This is a genomic window from Phormidesmis sp. 146-12, assembly GCF_052939495.1.
Map to the genome: position 1 here is coordinate 59,755 of NZ_JBJPHS010000022.1, position 17,471 is coordinate 77,225.

Below are 17,471 nucleotides of genomic sequence, written 5' to 3' on the forward strand. Positions count from 1 at the left end.
TCCTGCTACGGTAATAGGACAGCCGTGGCGTGACGAATCCACTGCGGCGATGAACCATTGGCTGCTGTAGAGCAGCTATTGACCTGAAAATTGACCGAGCCATCACCGCGATCGAACAGCGAAATTTGCACGGTTCGCGGTTGTGGCAAAATTGGCAGGGCAGCATGAAGCGTCAGGTCAGCAATTTGCGGTGTTTCTGCGCCCAATGCCTGCTTTGCAGCAGCGATCGCCATTTCCACATAAGTACTCACTGACAGCACAGAAGTACCCCGGAGGCGGTGGTCTTTGAGGTACGGAAGCTGTTGTAATCCCAGCGTGCTTTCCCAAGTGTGATCATTAGGCGACTGTGCCAACTGCATCCGCTGACCGAGTAACGGATGGATTTGCTCGTGAGGTGAATTCCAGTTCGGCTTCAACGAGTCAAGCCAATAGCGTTGACGCTGAAACGGATAGGTTGGCAAAGATACGCGACGACGGGGATAGCCTTGATCAAAACCATCCCAATCCACTTCAACACCCTGAACATACAGTCCTCCCAAGCTAGTAAGTAGCGATCGCCAATCTTCCTCGCCCGATCGCAACGATGGAAACCAGTGCCCCGCTTCCGGTGGTAAGCAGCGCCGCCCCAAATTCAATAAGGTTGAAGCCGGGCCGATTTCTACAAAGACAGCGCATTCCTGCTGCAAGGTTTGCATTCCTGCGGCAAATTGCACGGGTTCCCGCAAATGGCGGCACCAATAGGCGGCATCAGGAATTGTGGTGGGATCAAACAGCGTTCCAGTCAGATTTGAAACCAGCTTTCGCTGTGGAGCTTTGAAAGCCACTTCTCCAGCGATTTGCTGAAATGATTCTAGAATCGGCTGCATGGTAGGCGAGTGAAAAGCATGGGAAACCGTCAACGGTTGGCAACGAATTCCCATTTCTTTGAACTGCTGTAAAACCGCCTCGACAGCCAGCCGCTCTCCTGAAATTACTGCATTTTCAGAACCGTTGACTGCGGCGATCGTCACTTGATCGCGATGAGGTGCGATCGTGGCTTGAACGGTTGCAATTTCGGCAAATACCGCTGCCATAATGCCATCTTGAGGCAGGGATTGCATGAGACGCGCCCGTTCAGCAACTAATCTCAGCCCATCTTCTAGACTAAAGACTCCCGCGATACAGGCAGCCACATACTCACCCACGCTGTGCCCCATCACCACATCCGGCACCACTCCCCACGACAGCCAAAGCTGCGCCAAAGCATATTCCAAGACAAACAAGGCTGGTTGAGTATAAGCCGTTTGGTGTAACAGTGGAGCCAGCGCAGGATCTCGATAAAGCACCGACAGTAGCGGCACTTCCAAAAAAGGCTGCAATATACGCTCACACTCGTCCAGAATTTGCCGGAACATCGGTTGAGTTTCGTACAGTTGCCGTCCCATGTTGATCGCTTGCGCTCCCTGTCCGGCAAACAAGAAGGCAATTTTGGGGCGCTGATTAGAACAGGACTGTCCAGATACAGTGTCTAATACACTGTTTAACTGTTGTGAAAGCTGATCGGTGGAGGAAGCAACGATCGCTAAACGATGCGTGAACTGCGATCGTCCAGTATTTGCCGTAAAACAAACATCTGCCAGGGATAGGTTGGGCTGTGCCAGAACGCTCTGGTAGCGGCGAACTAACGCCTGTAATGCGGCCTGATTTTTGGCAGAGAGCGTGAACAAATGACACGGACGCTCGACCTCAGCGGGTACAACTGCCGATTCTGGTGCTGATTCAACAATCACATGAGCATTGGTGCCTCCAAAGCCGAAAGCACTCACGCCTGCTAAACGCGCTTGATGAGTTGCTAACCACGGTTGGGACTGTGTTGCGATCGCAAACGAATCTTCTAATGTGATGTAGGGATTGATTGTCTCTACATGCAAATGTGGCGGAATTTCTTGGTGCTGTAAGGCTAAAACCACTTTGATCAACCCTGCAATTCCAGCAGCGGCTTCTAAGTGCCCAATATTGGTTTTGACTGACCCAATTCTGCAAAGCTGCTCTGGAGAGCGATTTTCTCCAAGGACAGTCTGTATCGCATTGATTTCGATCGGATCGCCCAACGGAGTTCCCGTTCCATGTGCCTCAATGTAATCAATTTGGTTGGGGAACACACCAGCATTAGACAATGCTTGACGAATCACTGCCTGTTGAGACAGTCCATTTGGAGCCGTGATTCCATTGCTACGACCATCTTGATTGATCGCTGAACCTCTCACGATCGCTAGAATCTGGCTGCCATCTTGTAATGCATCAGACAGGCGTTTGAGAACTACAACACCGCAGCCTTCTCCGCGAACATAGCCATCAGCACTGGCATCAAATGTTTTACAGCGCCCCTCCTTTGACATCATTTGCGACTGAGAAAACGCGATCGTCAACTCTGGTGATAGCATCAAATTCACGCCGCCTGCTAATGCTAAATTGCATTCCCCAGTTCGCAAACTTTGGCAAGCTGTATGCACTGCGACTAGAGAAGAGGAACAGGCCGTGTCGATCGCCAAACTAGGGCCGCGCAAATCGAACCAATAGGACAGCCGATTTGCCGCAATACTAATTGCATTGCCCGTTCCTGAATAAGCATTGAGCTGGGTAACATCGCTGGCAAGTAACCGGGCATAATCACTGCTGCTGATGCCAATAAAGACTCCAGTTTGGCTCCCTGCTAACTGGGCAGGAGATTGTCCCGCTTGTTCCAGGGCTTCCCAGGAGACTTCTAGAAGCAATCGTTGCTGTGGATCAATAGACTTTGCCTCACGCGGGGAGATTTCAAAAAAGTCAGCATCAAACTGATCGACTTGATCTAAAAAGCCACCCCAACAAGTTGTCATCTTTCCTGGTTTTGGAGCATCGGCTGTATAAAGCATATCCACATCCCAACGATCGCTGGGCACTCGTGTAATTGCATCAGTGCTACGATGTAGCAATTCCCAAAAAGCATCTGGATCAGTTGCACCCGGAAAGCGACACCCCAAACCTACGATCGCAATCGGCTCTGTCGTACGAGTCAAGTTTTTATCCTGATTAGAGGCAGGTGTAGTGCTATCTCCAGCTAAATAATCTGCTAGTAAGGCGATCGTGGGATAGTCATAAATCAAGGTTGGGGAAAGCCGTTTTCCCAATCGTTTCTCTAGCTCACCTGAAATGCTGACAGTGGCAACCGAATCGAGTCCATACTGCACAAAGGGTTCGTGAAGATTGACTTGATTAGAGGGCAAGTGCGATCGTTGAGCAATTTGGTCAATTAACCAGGCTTGAATGACCTCCACCGTTTGATCAGAGTGAGAAGATTGACTGATCTCTTCTACTTGTTGGTGAGGTGCATCAATCTCATGCTGTAATTGTGAAAAGTCTGTACCAAGAGAAGCTTCTACCCAATCGCCAATCACTTGCAGTGAATGATCCAGAAATCCTTGCTGACAAGCATGACGCTGAACCTTGCCGCTAGAGGTTTTTGGCAAACTCCCTGTTTTTAGCAAAAGAATGGCATAAACCTGAAGTTCATGCTGCTCAGAAATTGCTTGACGGATCGCCCGGATCACTTCATCGAGCTTGAGAGTTTTTGAGCCATGTCGCTCCACTTCCTGAGCAACGACTAGACGCTCCTCGCCTGCTACCTCCACTGAAAACGCAGCCGCACAGCTCGATCGCAGTGCAGGATGACTTTGCTCAACTGTCAATTCAATGTCTTGAGGGTAGTAATTTCGACCTCGAATGATAATGAGATCTTTCAATCGACCCGTAATGAATAGTTCACCATCCTTGAGAAATCCCAAATCTCCTGTTCGCAAGAAACAGCCTGCATGAGTATTTGCAAGGGCTGCCTGAAAGGTTTCGCTGGTTTTTTCCGGTTGATTCCAATAGCCCTGAGCTACACTGGAACCTGCAACCCAAATTTCGCCCACTCGATCGCAAGCGCAGGGAGTTCGCGTCTCTGGATCAACAATCAGAATTTGCTGATCGGGTGCCGCTGTTCCACAGCCTACCAACCGTTGGCTATCGTGCTGTTGATGATCGTACTGTTGTGGGGACACAACAACGCGATTTTCTGCCAGTGCTTGACTCTCAACCCTTTGAAAAACGGGTGGGGCTTCCTTTGCTCCTCCAGAAATAAACAGCGTCGCTTCCGCCATGCCATAGCAGGGATAGAGCGCTTGTTGACGAAATCCACAGCCTGCAAACTGGGTCGCAAATCGCTCTAAGGTTTCGGCGCGAATTGGTTCTGCTCCGCTAAATGCCACTTCCCAGCAGCTTAAATCTAAGGTGGCGCGTTCCTCTGGAGTAATTTTGTCAATGCAAAGCTCGTAGGCAAAGTTAGGGCTGCCGCTGATAGTCGCTCGATCGCGGGAAATTGCCGACAGCCAACGAACTGGTTTTTGCAGAAATAGAACTGGGGAAAACAGCGTCACGCTGAACTGGCTATAGAGTGGCTGCAAGACCCCACCAATCAAGCCCATATCGTGATAGGGCGGCAGCCAGATTACACCGCTACTCTCCGAGGTTACATCAAACTGCTGACGAATCAAGCTCAAATTATGCAGCAGGTTTGTATGAGTAACCATGACTCCTTTAGGAGCAGCCGTTGAGCCAGAGGTGTATTGAAGAAACGCGATCGCATCCGCTTGAATTTGTGGTGCCTCCCAATCAGTTGCACAATCAGTCAGCACATCTGTTGCGATCCAATGGGATTGATGACAGGTCACCAAACGGTTTGCGTGATTTAGAATAGCCGTCGTTGTGAGAATAATGCTGGGCTGTGCATCATCCACAATCGCCTGCAATCGCGCTGCCGATCGATTAGGACGAGGCGGATAGGCTGGTACTGCGATCGCGCCTGCGTACAGGCAACCAAAAAATGCTGCAATGTAGTCAATACCAGGCGGATAGAGCAGTAATACAGGCGCTTTTTCCGCTCCAATCTGTTGAAGCTGCACAGCAATAGAGCGTGCCCGACCGTCCAACTCTCGATTCGTTAACGAAACGGCTTCTAATTCGCCATCTGTCAAAAACTTGTAAGTTGAGTGATCAGGCTGAGAGAACGCTCTCCAGCGCAGCAGATCAACAAGCGTAGAAATAGGCTGATAGTCGTCTGGTAGACGATCGTGATCACTCATGGAGGCACCCCCATCTATTGAATCCAAGACCAGACTTGACAAAGGCGATTTAGCACGGCTCTGAGCAAGCGTCCGAATAGCCGTATGACTTTGAAACTATGACGGTGAGTAGGCGATATGGGACTGATACATCCAGTCTTCAGTGGTGAAGACAAACTGAAGCCGCGCGATTAGATTGATTGCTGGTAGCGATCTTTCAAATCTCCCGATCGAGGGATTCTTGCAGAATAAAGGGCTGAACGGGAGAACTAATCTGAATGAAAGCTAGTACTTTTGGACATCCACTGAGAATTATGCACAAAGTCCCGCAGAATAGCAAGACCTAATGAGAATTAGTATGAAATAAAAGTTGAGTAGCTTAGACCTTTGCGATATGTGGATTTGATTCAACTTTATATTTAGTCGGAGCTTTGTCAGGTTCTTGACAATAAAAATACTTCAGTCTTTAATCAGTAGGGGCATTATTTTATTGAGAATCTATCTCAGTATTAGATCACAGGTTTACCCTGACAAGGCCGCCTTGTGGATAGTTATTGTCCGTTGTGTTGGATTGTTTGAGTCCACCTATCAGTCTAATTAAGTGAGGAGTCCGTGAAACAGCAGCTATCAAGCTATCTTTGGTTAGTTGGAGCCGTTCCTGTTTTTGTTATGCTGCCGATTTATACCGAGGTTGCGATCGCTGCACCTGTGTTAACTGGCAGTTCAAAGGCTTCTACACTTCCAATTCCACGCCTGAGCGAAGTTGCTCGTCCTCATACTCGTGCAAATCTGCTGACGCAGGATGCTGCACCCGCTGATCGTCCTGCATCAGGCGTGATCGAGGTTCGAGGCGTGAGGCTCAACCAGACCGAGCAAGGTCTTGAAATTGTCCTGGAAGTTCCTTCTGGACAAACGCTGCAAGCTCAAACGCGGACTGAGGGCAATGTGCTGATCGCAGACATTCCCAACGCAGTGCTGGTACTGCCAGAGGGTCAGGAGTTTCGATCGCAAAAGCCTTTCTCAGGAATCTCAAACTTAACGGTGACTCAGGTTGAGCCAACCAGAATTCAGGTAACGGTGACGGGAACAAAGACAGCGCCCTTCGCAGAAATTGTGCCAAATCGGTCTGGATTGATTTTGAGTGTTGAGCCAGATGATGAATTAGAGGAAGAAGTCGTTGTCACTGCCACCCGGACAGAAGAACCGCTATCAAACCTGCCGCGCTCTGTCACGATTATTCCGCGTGAGCAAATTCAGCAGCAAACAGCCCTCACCAATAACCTGCCAGATTTGCTTGGAAAGCTGGTGCCAGGGCTAGGGCCACCCACCCAGCGAAACCTGACAAGAGGGCTGACTTTGCGCGGTCGGCAGGCACTAATTCTCATTGATGGAGTACCGCAAAACCCAAATAGCGGATTTCAAACGGAGTTAAATACGATCGACCCTAGTGCCATTGAGCGGGTTGAGGTGGTTCGTGGCCCCTCTGCACTCTACGGGCGCGGTGCTACGGGTGGCATCATTAATATCATCACGCGACGCGCCACCACACAGCGACTAGAAAGCCAAGTCTCTATTGGGGTTCGCAATGCTCTCGATGCGTTTTCTGGTGAAGGATTTGGCTATAACTTTCAGTATGGCTTATCGGGGAAAGAAGGGCCGATCGACGTTACAGTTCGAGCTTCCCTCAACGAAAGCGGCAGCTTTTTTGATGCCAACGGCGATCGCATTCCGCCAACTGGGATTAACGATACAACTAGCCTAAATCTGCTCGCAAAGCTGGGAATTGATATTAATCCACAGCAGCGACTGCAACTGAGCTACAACATTTACAACGAATCGTTTGATACTACATTTCGCTCAGACCCGATCGTCTTTTCGATTCCAGGACTGCAAACCGCCAGAGCGCAGAGATTTTTGGCGCAGTACGAGGAAGAACCGAAACAGACTAATCAAGTTGCTAATTTGACTTACACACACCAGAACATCTTGGGTTCTCAGGTGACAGCGCAACTCTTTTTCCGCGACACAAATCTGGTTCAACCTTTTACAGACCTGCGGGGACGGCCATTTCCCGCCTTTTTTCCAGCACTTTGGCAAACTAGCCTGGACAGTCAGGAGTTGGGAGCGCGTCTGCAAATTCAAACGCCCTTCTCGACAGCAGTTAACCTGCTTTGGGGAGTAGATTACAGTTATGAAGAAAATAGCCGTCCTGTGTTGATTTCGGAGACATCGGTTTTCGATCGCACCCGCACTCTGACAGCAAGTAGCACCCGTCCGCAGACACCGTTCTATACGTTGAACAACCTAGGCTTGTTTGCTCAACTGCAATGGAATTTAAGCCCACAGGTTCTCCTGAGCGGGGGGCTACGATATGACACCTTCAGCTACGAGGTGGGTGATTATGAGCTGGCCTTTGCTGCCCCTGGAATTCGACGCGGCGGCAGCGCAGACAATAGTGGCATCTCTTTTAACACAGGCCTCGTCTACAAGATCACGCCCCAGACGAGTGTGTTTGCTAGCTTTGCTCAAGGATTTTCGCTGCCAGACTTAGGCACTGCCTTTAGCAGCGTTGCCCCTAGAGCCAGCATTCGCGGTTCTGACCTGCTAGAACCCCAAAAGGTAGACAGCTTTGAGTTGGGAGTTCGCGGCAATTGGGGAACAGTCCAGGCTTCTCTGGCAGGCTTTTACAGCACCTCTGACCTTGGCGCAACTGTTCGGATTCGACCGGATGGTACCACCGAGCTACAGCGCGCTCCCCAACGTAACTATGGACTAGAAGCCACGCTAGACTGGCAGCCAGCCACAAAGTGGCGCTTGGGCAGCACCTTTACTTGGAGCGAGGGCGAAAACGATACTAACAACGATGATGATTTTCTGGCCTTAAGTTCTTTGCAGGTGCCGCCCCTGAAACTATCATTCTATGTGGAAAATGAAACGCTCCCTAACTGGCGCAATCGCTTGCAGCTACTTTTGGTGGGCGATCGTGATCGAGCGTTTGACGATCGCGTCGATCCGTTTAGGCTAGAAAACTATACCACTTTAGATTTCCTCAGCAGCCTCAAGCTCGGTCAAAGCAGACTAGAACTGGGAGTTGAAAATCTGTTGAATAATCAATACCTGCCGCTCAGCAGTCAGGAGCGCACGGGACTGTTGGAGAACTTGCGGTTTGCAGGCAGAGGACGAACGATCTTTCTCCGCTATGCCATCACATTTTAAGGACGGGGGCGCAGGAATGAGATCAATCTATAAATTGTTGTTGTTGAGTGTTGTGGTGTGCTGGCTGGCTGCTTGCACGGGTGGTCTGCCCTGGATGAGTAGCCCCACTGCAACTCTGCCCCCCGGAACGCCAACGCGATCGATTGCTCATGCAATGGGCAAAACCCAAGTGCCAATGCAGCCTAAACGGGTGATTGTCTTGGATACGGCTCCGTTGGATGCCGCGATCGCCCTTGGCGTAAAACCTGTTGGCTCCACTTTGCCAGAGCGATTTCCTAGTTATTTGGGCGATCGTACTCAGGGAATTGAAGTCATTGGAAAGACGAATGAGCCAAACTTAGAAGCAGTAGCGCAGTTACAGCCAGATCTGATTTTGGGCAACAAAATTGGGCTAGACAGGCTCTATCGACGGCTGGCAGAAATTGCGCCGACTGTCATGGCAGAAGGCAGTGGACGATCGGGCGAGTGGAAAGACAACGTTCGCTTCTATGCTAGTGTCCTCGATCGATCTGCCGCCGCAGACAAACTTCTACAGGACTATCAACAGCGAGCCGACACCCTGAAGCAGCAAATTCAGCAGCAGTTCTCCAAATCTCCTGTGGTGTCTGTTGTGGCGACGGGGACTGGGCAAATCGGCGCATACACCACTCGCAGCTTTTCGGGTGCGGTGTTGCAAGATCTCGGATTGGCGCGTCCTCCGGCCCAGGCATCGGGTCAGCGATGGGCGATTCAAGTGTCGCGCGAAGACCTCACAAGTTTAGATGGGGATGCGATTTTTTTAATTGAGTCCTCGTTCACACCCAATTCTCTGACGCTCGATCAATTCAAGTCTGACCCGTTATTTTCGCGCTTGAATGCTGTCAAACAAGGGCGAGTGTATGCCGTGAATGCCGAAGTGTGGACGGCAGGACGCAGCATTCTGGCAGCAAATCAGATTTTGCAGGAGGTGTCACAGTCGTTACTGGCGCGTAAACCTGGAACTTAGGAGCCTGCATGGAATCCGAGCAACCCCCTCAAATGCGAACATTCAGAACCCTCTGGCTGGGTCAGCTTGTCTCCCTCTTGGGGTCTGAAATGACCACGTTTGCGTTAACGATTTGGGTGTGGGAGCAAACGGGACAAGCCTCCCCGATCGCTTGGATGGTCTTTTTTACGCGATCGCCCCAGGTCATCGCTGCTGCTTTCGCCGGAGTGCTGGTGGATGCGTGGGATCGCAAACTGTTGATGCTGTTGGGAGACCTCGTAGCAGGATTGTCTACGATCGGGCTGTTGAGCTTGTTGCTGACTCAGCATTTACAAGTTTGGCATCTTTATGGAATCGGAGCCGCAAATGGGTTGTTTAGCTACCTTCAAAGTTTGGCGCACTCTGCTTCAATGGCAGTGTTAGTTCCAAAGCAGCACTACGCTAGAGCTTCTGCGATGGAAACGATTAAAGCTTCCAGTGCCTATGTGTTTTCGCCCGCGCTGGCAGGAGCGCTCTATCCTCACCTGGGGCTAATCGGAATTCTGGCGATCGACCTTGCAACCTTTGTAATTGCAATTAGTACCCTCCTGACGATCCCAATTCCCCAGCCCACCCCAGCCAGCGATTCCTCTGATCAAACGCCCTGGCAAACCTTAACGTTTGGCTTTCGTTATATTTGGCAGCGCTCAGGGTTGCTCTCCATCTTGCTGTTTCTGCTCAGTTCTAATTTGTTTTTTAGCGCCAATTTTGCGTTAACTCCTGCTTTAATTTTGGCTCGCAGCGGCAACAGTGCGACAACGCTGGCAACGGTACAAAGCGGATTTGGCCTGGGTGGGCTAGTGGGAGCTTGCTTGCTAAGTCTTTGGGGTGGAACGACTCCCCGCATTCATGGCTTGTTGCTGGGTGCAGCACTCAGTCGGGTCGGATTATTGCTGCTGAGCGTGGGACGAGGACTTACGACTTGGGTGATTGCGGCGTGGATTGCGGCTTTTTTTGTTCCATTTGTTGGCAGCGCTAATCAAGCGATTTGGTTGGCTAAGGTCGAGCCAGCGGTGCAGGGTCGAGTCTTTGCGGCTCGGTATCTGATTGCTCAAGCAGCCTCACCCTTGGGATTTGCGATCGCGGGCCCATTGGCAGATTATGTATTTGAGCCTGCCATGCTGCCAGATGGACGGCTCGCAGGTTTAATGGGTGGGCTATTTGGCACCGGAGTCGGGGCAGGAATCGCCCTACAATATGCACTATTGGCAGTCTGTGGATTGGCGATCGGCTTGAGTGGATATGGCATCCACCGTTTGCGGGATGTGGAAACCCTTGTCCCCGATCATGATACGACGATCAGATAGCAAACCGATTATGACAGCGTTAGAACCCCTCAGTAATTGTCAGTTTTGCTCCGTTGTCTCTAAAACCAATGGAGAAGATCCGATCGGCACAGCAGGTAATCATGAACATTGGTTAATCCTGGAGGCGGCGCTTCCCTGGTCAGAAAAACTGATGGAAGAACCCGCCATCAAGCCTCTGATCACGCTGATAAAAAAATTGATTTTAGAGCAGCAAGTTAAACTGAGACCCATTTTGATTGCGCCCGATCGTGAGTATTCTCGTGCTGGCTACCATCGTGTCCTCTACTACCATCAACCGACTCATTCATTTGCCCAATTTGAAAAGCAGGAATATTGGCTACCAGAGGCAGAGACGACTCGATTAGCAACGGCTTTACTACAAAAAATTGCAGGGCATCCAAATGAGTTAGAAGCCTTTCAGTCGTACCAAATTGACAGCCGCCACATTCGAGAATTATTGGTCTGCACTCATGGAAATGTGGATGTTGCTTGTTCTCGATTCGGCTTTCCAATTTATAAAACGCTGCGAGACAAGTATGCGCCTGAGTCTGCGGGATCTCTGCGAGTCTGGCGCTGTAGTCACTTTGGGGGACACCAATTTGCACCCACCTTAATTGACCTACCACAGGGACAGTACTGGGGACACCTTGAACCTGATCTATTGGATTTGTTGGTGCATCGATCGGGAGAACTCTCCAAGCTACGATCGTGCTATCGCGGCTGGTCTGGGTTAGAAAAATTTGCCCAAATGGTCGAGCGAGAGATTTGGCTGCGAGAAGGCTGGAACTGGCTGAATTATCGCAAAGCTGGACAAATTCTCAGCAGCGATCCAGGAGGAGTCAGCCGTTACCTCTATCAACTGCTCAAACAAATTCCCTCCAAACGATTGCAGTTTTTGATCAATCAGCGAAGCCATAAACCAAATTGGGCAGAGATTCGGATTAAATTTAGCTCACCCGATGGCACAGACGCAGGTGCTTATGAAGCGCGAGTTGAGGTGTGCGGAGAAGTAATCAGTGCTTTGCAGTCAGGCGGACACGCTCACATGAGCCGAAAGCAACGCTTAAAGCTGCAACCTGTGAAGCAATATCGCGTTAGTCAATTGAGGCGCTGTGATGGTTGATCCTTCCGCTTCCTCAAACAAGTCGCTACGGCTGCGAAGCAGAATGATCGGTCTGGCGATCGGGGTACTGCTGCTGATCGGTTGCTTTTTAGTCAGCCTGGTTGCAGGCGCAGCTAGGACAGATTTCAACACAGTTTGGAATGCTCTCTTTGCCTTTAACGACTCAACCGAACAGGTGATTATCCGCACAGCACGATTACCTCGCGCTTTGATTGCCCCCACAGTCGGAGCCGCGCTGGCGATCGCGGGTGCTTTAATGCAGGGGTTGACCCGCAATCCTTTGGCAGACTCCGGTTTGCTCGGAATCAATGCAGGAGCCGCGTTCGCTGTTGTCGCTACGACCGTTTGGCTGGAGAATACCTCCATGCAGCTTTATATCTGGGTGGCGTTTGCTGGGGCGGCGATCGCGGCAGGTGCAGTTTACTTCCTCGGTTCTTTGGGGCGCAGGGGCATGACGACTTTGAAGCTCGTTCTAGCGGGGGCAGTTCTGTCCTATCTGCTGGCTGCATTCACCACAGGGCTATTAATTTTGAGCGAACGCACTCTAGAAGAGATTCGCTTTTGGCTGGCGGGATCGGTCGCTGGACAAAATTTGGAAGCCTTTTGGCAAGTTTCTCCCTACCTGATCGCTGGATTTGCGATCGCCTTTAGTTTAGGACGACAAATGACCGCACTGGCACTGGGAGAAGAAGTGGCTCATGGGTTAGGACTGCGAATTGGACGGGTCAAGGCGATGAGCGCGATCGCAGTGGTGCTGCTGGCGGGAGGGTCAGTGGCACTGGCAGGCCCGATCGCCTTTGTGGGCTTGGTGGTGCCACATTTAGCGCGATTTTGGGTCGGGGTCGATTACCGCTGGCTCCTGCCGTATGCTGCTATTTGGGGAGCAATTTTGCTGTCGCTGGCAGATTTAGCGGCTCGCTGGCTACTGCAACCCCAAGAATTGCCTGTGGGTGTCATGATGACCTTGCTGGGAGGGCCATTTTTTGTCTACCTGGCGCGATCGCGGGTGAAGTCATGAAGTCAAAGGGAACTAAAGCAGCACTCACAAAACCCTGGTTGGTCTGGCGATCGCGGCTGTTCTCTATTCGGCTCGATCGTCGGGTTCCTGGCGTGCTGTTGGTTTTGGTGCTGATGATCGTGGGGATGCTGATTGTTAGTATCGGCTACGGAAATTATTTCTTGCCGCCGCTGGAAGTGGTTCGAGCCTTGTTAGGACAAGAAACAACCAATCCTGATGCGTCTCTGCTGGTGCTGACGCTGCGGTTGCCACGGGCGATCGCGGCACTGGAGGTGGGGATGGGATTGGCGGTGGCTGGCACAATTTTACAAGGAGTGACTCGCAATCCCCTAGCGGCTCCAGAAATTGTCGGTGTGCAAGCAGGCGCAGGGTTAGTCGCGGTAGCAATCCTGGTGTTGCTGCCTGCGCTGCCGCTGGTGCTGCTGCCTGTTGCCGCCTTTGTCGGCGGATTGTTGACCGCACTGCTAGTCTACCTGCTGGCGTGGAATCGGGGCAGCACCCCGCTGCGGCTGGTTCTGGTGGGAATTGGGGTGGCTGCGATCGCCACGGCACTGACCACGCTGCTGATTACGTTTGGGGAGATCCGTGAGGTAAGTCAGGCATTGGTCTGGCTCATCGGCAGCGTCTACGGCTGCGGTTGGGAACAGGTGGCAACGCTGTTTCCCTGGTTGCTGATATTCTTGCCGATGGCGTGGGGGCTGGCGCGGGAGTTGAATGCGCTGACGTTAGGAGACGACATTGCTCGCGGCTTGGGCAGCCAAGTTGAGTGGCAGCGAGGATTGCTGGTGCTGACTAGCGTGGCACTAACGGGAGCCAGCGTTGCCATTGCCGGAACGCTCGGATTTATTGGGCTGATGGCTCCCCATCTAGCTCGTCAACTGGTGGGGTCTTCCCACGCCGGATTGATTCCCACTGCTGCTTTAATCGGAGGCTTGATTGTGGTAGCGGCGGATCTCGTTGGTCGTAGTGTGTTTGCCCCGATCGAACTACCTTGTGGAGTCATCACTGCCGTTTTGGGTGCGCCCTATTTTCTGTATTTGTTGCGGCAAGATTACGATCGCTAGCCATACCTCATGACTCCTAATTCCACGGCTGATTGCATACAAGGATTGCCCTCACCACCCGCCAGAGAGCAGACTCCAATTTTACGGTAGTCATTGGTCATCCGGTGGGGGAGATTGTGCGATATGTCAAAGAGCAGGCGATCGATTTAATTGTGATTCCCGCTCAAGACGATACCGAAGGTGTATTCAGTCATTTTCTATTTGGCTCCGTCGCCGAGCAGTTAGTCAGACATGCCCCTTGTCCCGTCTTAGTCATGCGTTAGCAACAACAGACAATGTGACTGACAATATGTAACAGACAGTCTGATTAACGCAGCGTGAAGTAAAGAATGAGAAACAAAGCCAGCCTATTTCATCCCTCATCCCTCCTACCTCATCCCTCCTACCTCATCCCTCATCCCTATCTACTTGGTTCAAACGATCGCTTCCACCTTCCGTTGCGCCTCGCCTTGCAAAAACTCAGCCACCTGTGCCTCAATTTCGTCCCGCACAATCTGCCGATATTCTACAAAATGCTCAATTTGGGCGCAGACTGCCAGATAGCTGCTGATACCGCGAGGATTGTGACGATACATACTCGCTAGGTTGCGCCAAAACTGCCAGCGTGTTTTACGAACTAGCCCTTGTCGCCAACAGATCGTTAATAAAGCTCGCACCATCACCCAGTTGACATTTTTGCGCGTTGATCGTCCCTTGTTTGGGTAGGTCGCTTCTCCGAGTAAACGATAGTGACGGTAGGCGCGATCGAGAAACTTCTCAGGGTCATACAGTTCCCAAAAGGCTTCTACATACTCCTGGGCGATGTCTTCGAGAGGGCGCGTGGGCACATAGTTCATTAAAGTCGTCTGGTTAATGTTGGCTGACTTACTGCGAAGTCGTCCTTCTTTTTCGAGTCGATGCCAGAGGGCTGTGTCGGGAAGCGCCTGCAACATACTAAACAAGGCCGTGGGAATGGCAGTTTGTTCGACAAATTTGACGATCCGCGCCCCGGCTCCCGCCTTTTCACCATCAAAGCCAATGATAAAACCCGCCATGACTCGGAGACCTGTGCGCGTAATCGCATTTACAGCATCGGTGAGCGAATCTCTTGTATTTTGGTACTTCTGAGTCAGGGCAAGACTTTCTTCGTCGGGCGTTTCGATGCCCAAAAAGACGGCTCCAAAGTTACACAACACCATTGCATCCATTAACTCTTGATCTTGGGCGAGATCAACCGATGCTTCAGTTGCAAATGAGAAGGGATATTCGTGAGCCACCATCCAGGGATGCAGTTCTTTGAGGAATAACTTAACGTTGCGCTTGTTGCCGATGAAGTTGTCATCCACCATAAAGATGCTGCGTCGCCAGCCGAGTTCATATAAGCGATCGAGTTCTGCAAGGAGTTGACCGGGAGACTTGGTGCGAGGTTTGCGTCCGTAGAGAACAATGATGTCGCAAAATTCGCATTGAAACGGACAGCCGCGCGAAAACTGCACCGACATTTCGGCATAAGCATCAAACTCCAGTAAGTCAAAGCGAGGAACCGGAGTCAGCGTCACATCTGGCTTAACTCCATCTGATCGAAAAATCCCCGATCGATCGCCCTGAGCAATGGCTGCAATAAACAAGGGCAGGGTAATTTCTCCCTCATCCAAAATCAAGAAGTCGGCTCCTGCCAGTTTTGCATCATCGGGCAGCGCCGTGGGATAGGGCCCGCCGACGGCTACCTGTTTGCCTCTGCGTTTTGCCTCCTGAATCTGTTCTAGTAAATCCTCTTTTTGAACAATCATCGCCGACAGAATGACGAGATCAGCCCAGGCCCATTCTGCCTCTGTGACTTGCCGCACATTGCGATCGACCAGCTTAAATTCCCAGTCTTGAGGCAACATCGCCGCCACCGTCACCAACCCCAAAGGGGGCAACATCGCTTTGCGATCAAGCAGTGCCAGTGTTTTTTCAAATGACCAAAAGCTCTTCGGAAACCGGGGATACAGCAGTAAAACGTTCATAAAATAACCAGACAGTATGGACAGTATAGTGGATTCCATAAGGCTCCCCTGACGATCGGGCTTTTTGGAAAACCAGGGCTAGAGAGCAGTTCTAATCTAACTGACGTAAATTTGATGTAGTCTTTTGCGATTGTCCATTCAGGAAGGCCTCTAAATTCCTCACCAATCAAAGATTTTGAACCGAAACTATTGTCCAAACGAAGCGAAAGAACTGTATTCAAATTGGCGTTGGACTCACCCACTTTACTCACTCCAATAGGCTTAACTGGACATTTGCGGGCGGTTTTGAGGAGCGAGGCGTGGATTTGTTGGATCGAGAAGTTGCCTGTGCGGGAGACACAAACCAAGTGCGAAGGCGTTTGGACTGTTCAAGGTCTAAATCATCCAGATTGAGCGGAGGCGGAAACAACTCACGGCTTTCTGATTGGGCCCAGGCAATGTCACAGGAAACGCGATCGTAACCAAACGGCAAAAAGGAATCTGGCAATCGAGCCAGTTGGGGCAAGACATTTTCGCTTTGTAGAAACGTTTGTCGCTGGTGTAATAGCTGTTGGACTCGCTGCTGGCGGGCGGTTTTGTAGTTCAAAATGGGCGATGGATAGCCGTTGATGCGGGGCGGTGAGCCTAAAGCTGCGATCGGTAAGTTTGCCAGTTCGGGCACCCAGCGTTTGATAAACAGACCTTCTGGATCACAGCGATTGACGGCGGTTTGTCCAGGGTTATAGATGCGTGTCCAGGTTTTGTTGGCACAGTGAGTTACGCCCGCTTGCATGGCCCATTGATAGTGGTCGATCGGGCAATCTCCATCGATTAGATGCCTCATAAAGTGCAATGCTCCATATCGCCAATCCATTCCCAGAAGGTTGCTCAAAAAGCTAGCATACAGGGCGCGAGTCCGAAAGTTCATTTCTTTCCAGCCTCCAGTTTCTAACAAGCAGCGGGCGGCCGCATCGACGATCGGAAAGCCTGTGCTTCCCGATTGCCATGCCTTGTAGTCGTCTTCGTTAAATGCCCAGCCTTCTTTCTCAAAGACGGTATAAAGCGATCGCAGTTCCAATTGAGGCAAATAGCGAAATCGTTGAGCAAATCCACTTCCCCAGCGCAATCGATTGATCAGTTGGCGGCCGCTGCGTTGGATGCGATAGTCTGGAGAATCTTTGAGAAAGCGCACTGTTTGATAACATTCACGAATCGAAATCGCGCCAAATTTGATGTAAGGGCTAAGTCCCGAAGTCGCGTTGGCATTGGGATAGGACAGTTGCCAGTAGTAGCGATCGGCTTTCTGACTAATGAAATCTTGCAAGAGTTGACGAGCAGGTTGCGTGCCCCCTAGGGGAATGGGCTTGCGATCGGCGATCAGTCCCAATTCAGCCAAAGTCGGCAGCGGATCACTGGGCAAATCAGGAGTCAGAATCCGACCGGGCGTAGGCACCTGAGCTTCATTCATTTCTGCATACCAGTGCTTGCCATATTCAGGAGCCGAAACCAGATCGCCCATGGCCGCAGTTGGCTCAAACCAGCGAATCTTTAAGTTTTGCTCAGTCAATGTCACATTCAACTGGGCATCTCGCACTCGCCCATACAGCATTTTTCAAGTAGATGTAGTACGATTAACTAGTCAGTGTCAGTAGA

The 17,471-nt window shown here is 51.0% G+C and carries 10 protein-coding genes; 7 read left to right on the plus strand and 3 right to left on the minus strand.

All coding sequences use genetic code 11. The features are described from left to right. Positions 1 to 5: 5 nt before the first annotated feature. Positions 6 to 5,141, minus strand: coding sequence for a beta-ketoacyl synthase N-terminal-like domain-containing protein (locus tag ACKFKF_RS12050; protein ID WP_446867928.1), 5,136 nt, complete (start codon positions 5,139 to 5,141; stop codon positions 6 to 8). A gap of 591 nt (positions 5,142 to 5,732) precedes the next feature. Between ACKFKF_RS12050 and ACKFKF_RS12055 the strand changes: the two genes are divergently transcribed. The 7 genes from ACKFKF_RS12055 to ACKFKF_RS12085 are packed head-to-tail and all read left to right on the plus strand — an operon-like array spanning position 5,733 to position 14,114. Continuing rightward, entirely contained in the window at positions 5,733 to 8,336 is a 2,604-nt protein-coding gene (locus ACKFKF_RS12055; protein ID WP_446867929.1) for a TonB-dependent receptor domain-containing protein, read from the plus strand. Positions 8,337 to 8,352: 16 nt separating this feature from the next. Further along, the gene (locus ACKFKF_RS12060) at positions 8,353 to 9,321 is read left to right on the plus strand and encodes an ABC transporter substrate-binding protein (protein WP_446867930.1); all 969 of its coding nucleotides are present in this window, start codon (positions 8,353 to 8,355) and stop codon (positions 9,319 to 9,321) included. A gap of 8 nt (positions 9,322 to 9,329) precedes the next feature. Beyond that, complete coding sequence (locus ACKFKF_RS12065; RefSeq protein WP_446867931.1) at positions 9,330 to 10,646, plus strand: MFS transporter; 1,317 nt, start codon at positions 9,330 to 9,332, stop codon at positions 10,644 to 10,646. Next, positions 10,627 to 11,769 carry a sucrase ferredoxin gene (locus tag ACKFKF_RS12070; RefSeq protein ID WP_446867932.1) on the plus strand — a complete coding sequence of 381 codons (1,143 nt, stop codon included), beginning with the start codon at positions 10,627 to 10,629 and terminating at the stop codon, positions 11,767 to 11,769. The genes ACKFKF_RS12065 and ACKFKF_RS12070 overlap by 20 nt, the downstream gene beginning before the upstream one ends. Beyond that, a complete protein-coding gene (locus tag ACKFKF_RS12075) occupies positions 11,762 to 12,787 on the plus strand; it encodes a FecCD family ABC transporter permease (protein WP_446867933.1) in 1,026 nt (341 codons plus the stop codon). The genes ACKFKF_RS12070 and ACKFKF_RS12075 overlap by 8 nt, the downstream gene beginning before the upstream one ends. Beyond that, positions 12,784 to 13,851 carry a FecCD family ABC transporter permease gene (locus ACKFKF_RS12080; RefSeq protein ID WP_446867934.1) on the plus strand — a complete coding sequence of 356 codons (1,068 nt, stop codon included), beginning with the start codon at positions 12,784 to 12,786 and terminating at the stop codon, positions 13,849 to 13,851. Before ACKFKF_RS12075 ends, ACKFKF_RS12080 begins: the two co-directional genes overlap by 4 nt. 32 nt (positions 13,852 to 13,883) lie before the next feature. Next, the gene (locus ACKFKF_RS12085; protein WP_446867935.1) at positions 13,884 to 14,114 is read left to right on the plus strand and encodes a universal stress protein; all 231 of its coding nucleotides are present in this window, start codon (positions 13,884 to 13,886) and stop codon (positions 14,112 to 14,114) included. A gap of 150 nt (positions 14,115 to 14,264) precedes the next feature. Here ACKFKF_RS12085 and ACKFKF_RS12090 read toward each other — a convergent pair whose 3' ends face one another. Beyond that, entirely contained in the window at positions 14,265 to 15,839 is a 1,575-nt protein-coding gene (locus ACKFKF_RS12090) for a B12-binding domain-containing radical SAM protein (RefSeq protein ID WP_446857107.1), read from the minus strand. A 247-nt stretch (positions 15,840 to 16,086) separates the two neighbouring features. After that, complete coding sequence (locus ACKFKF_RS12095) at positions 16,087 to 17,427, minus strand: FAD-binding domain-containing protein (RefSeq protein WP_446867936.1); 1,341 nt, start codon at positions 17,425 to 17,427, stop codon at positions 16,087 to 16,089. Positions 17,428 to 17,471 lie beyond the last annotated feature (44 nt).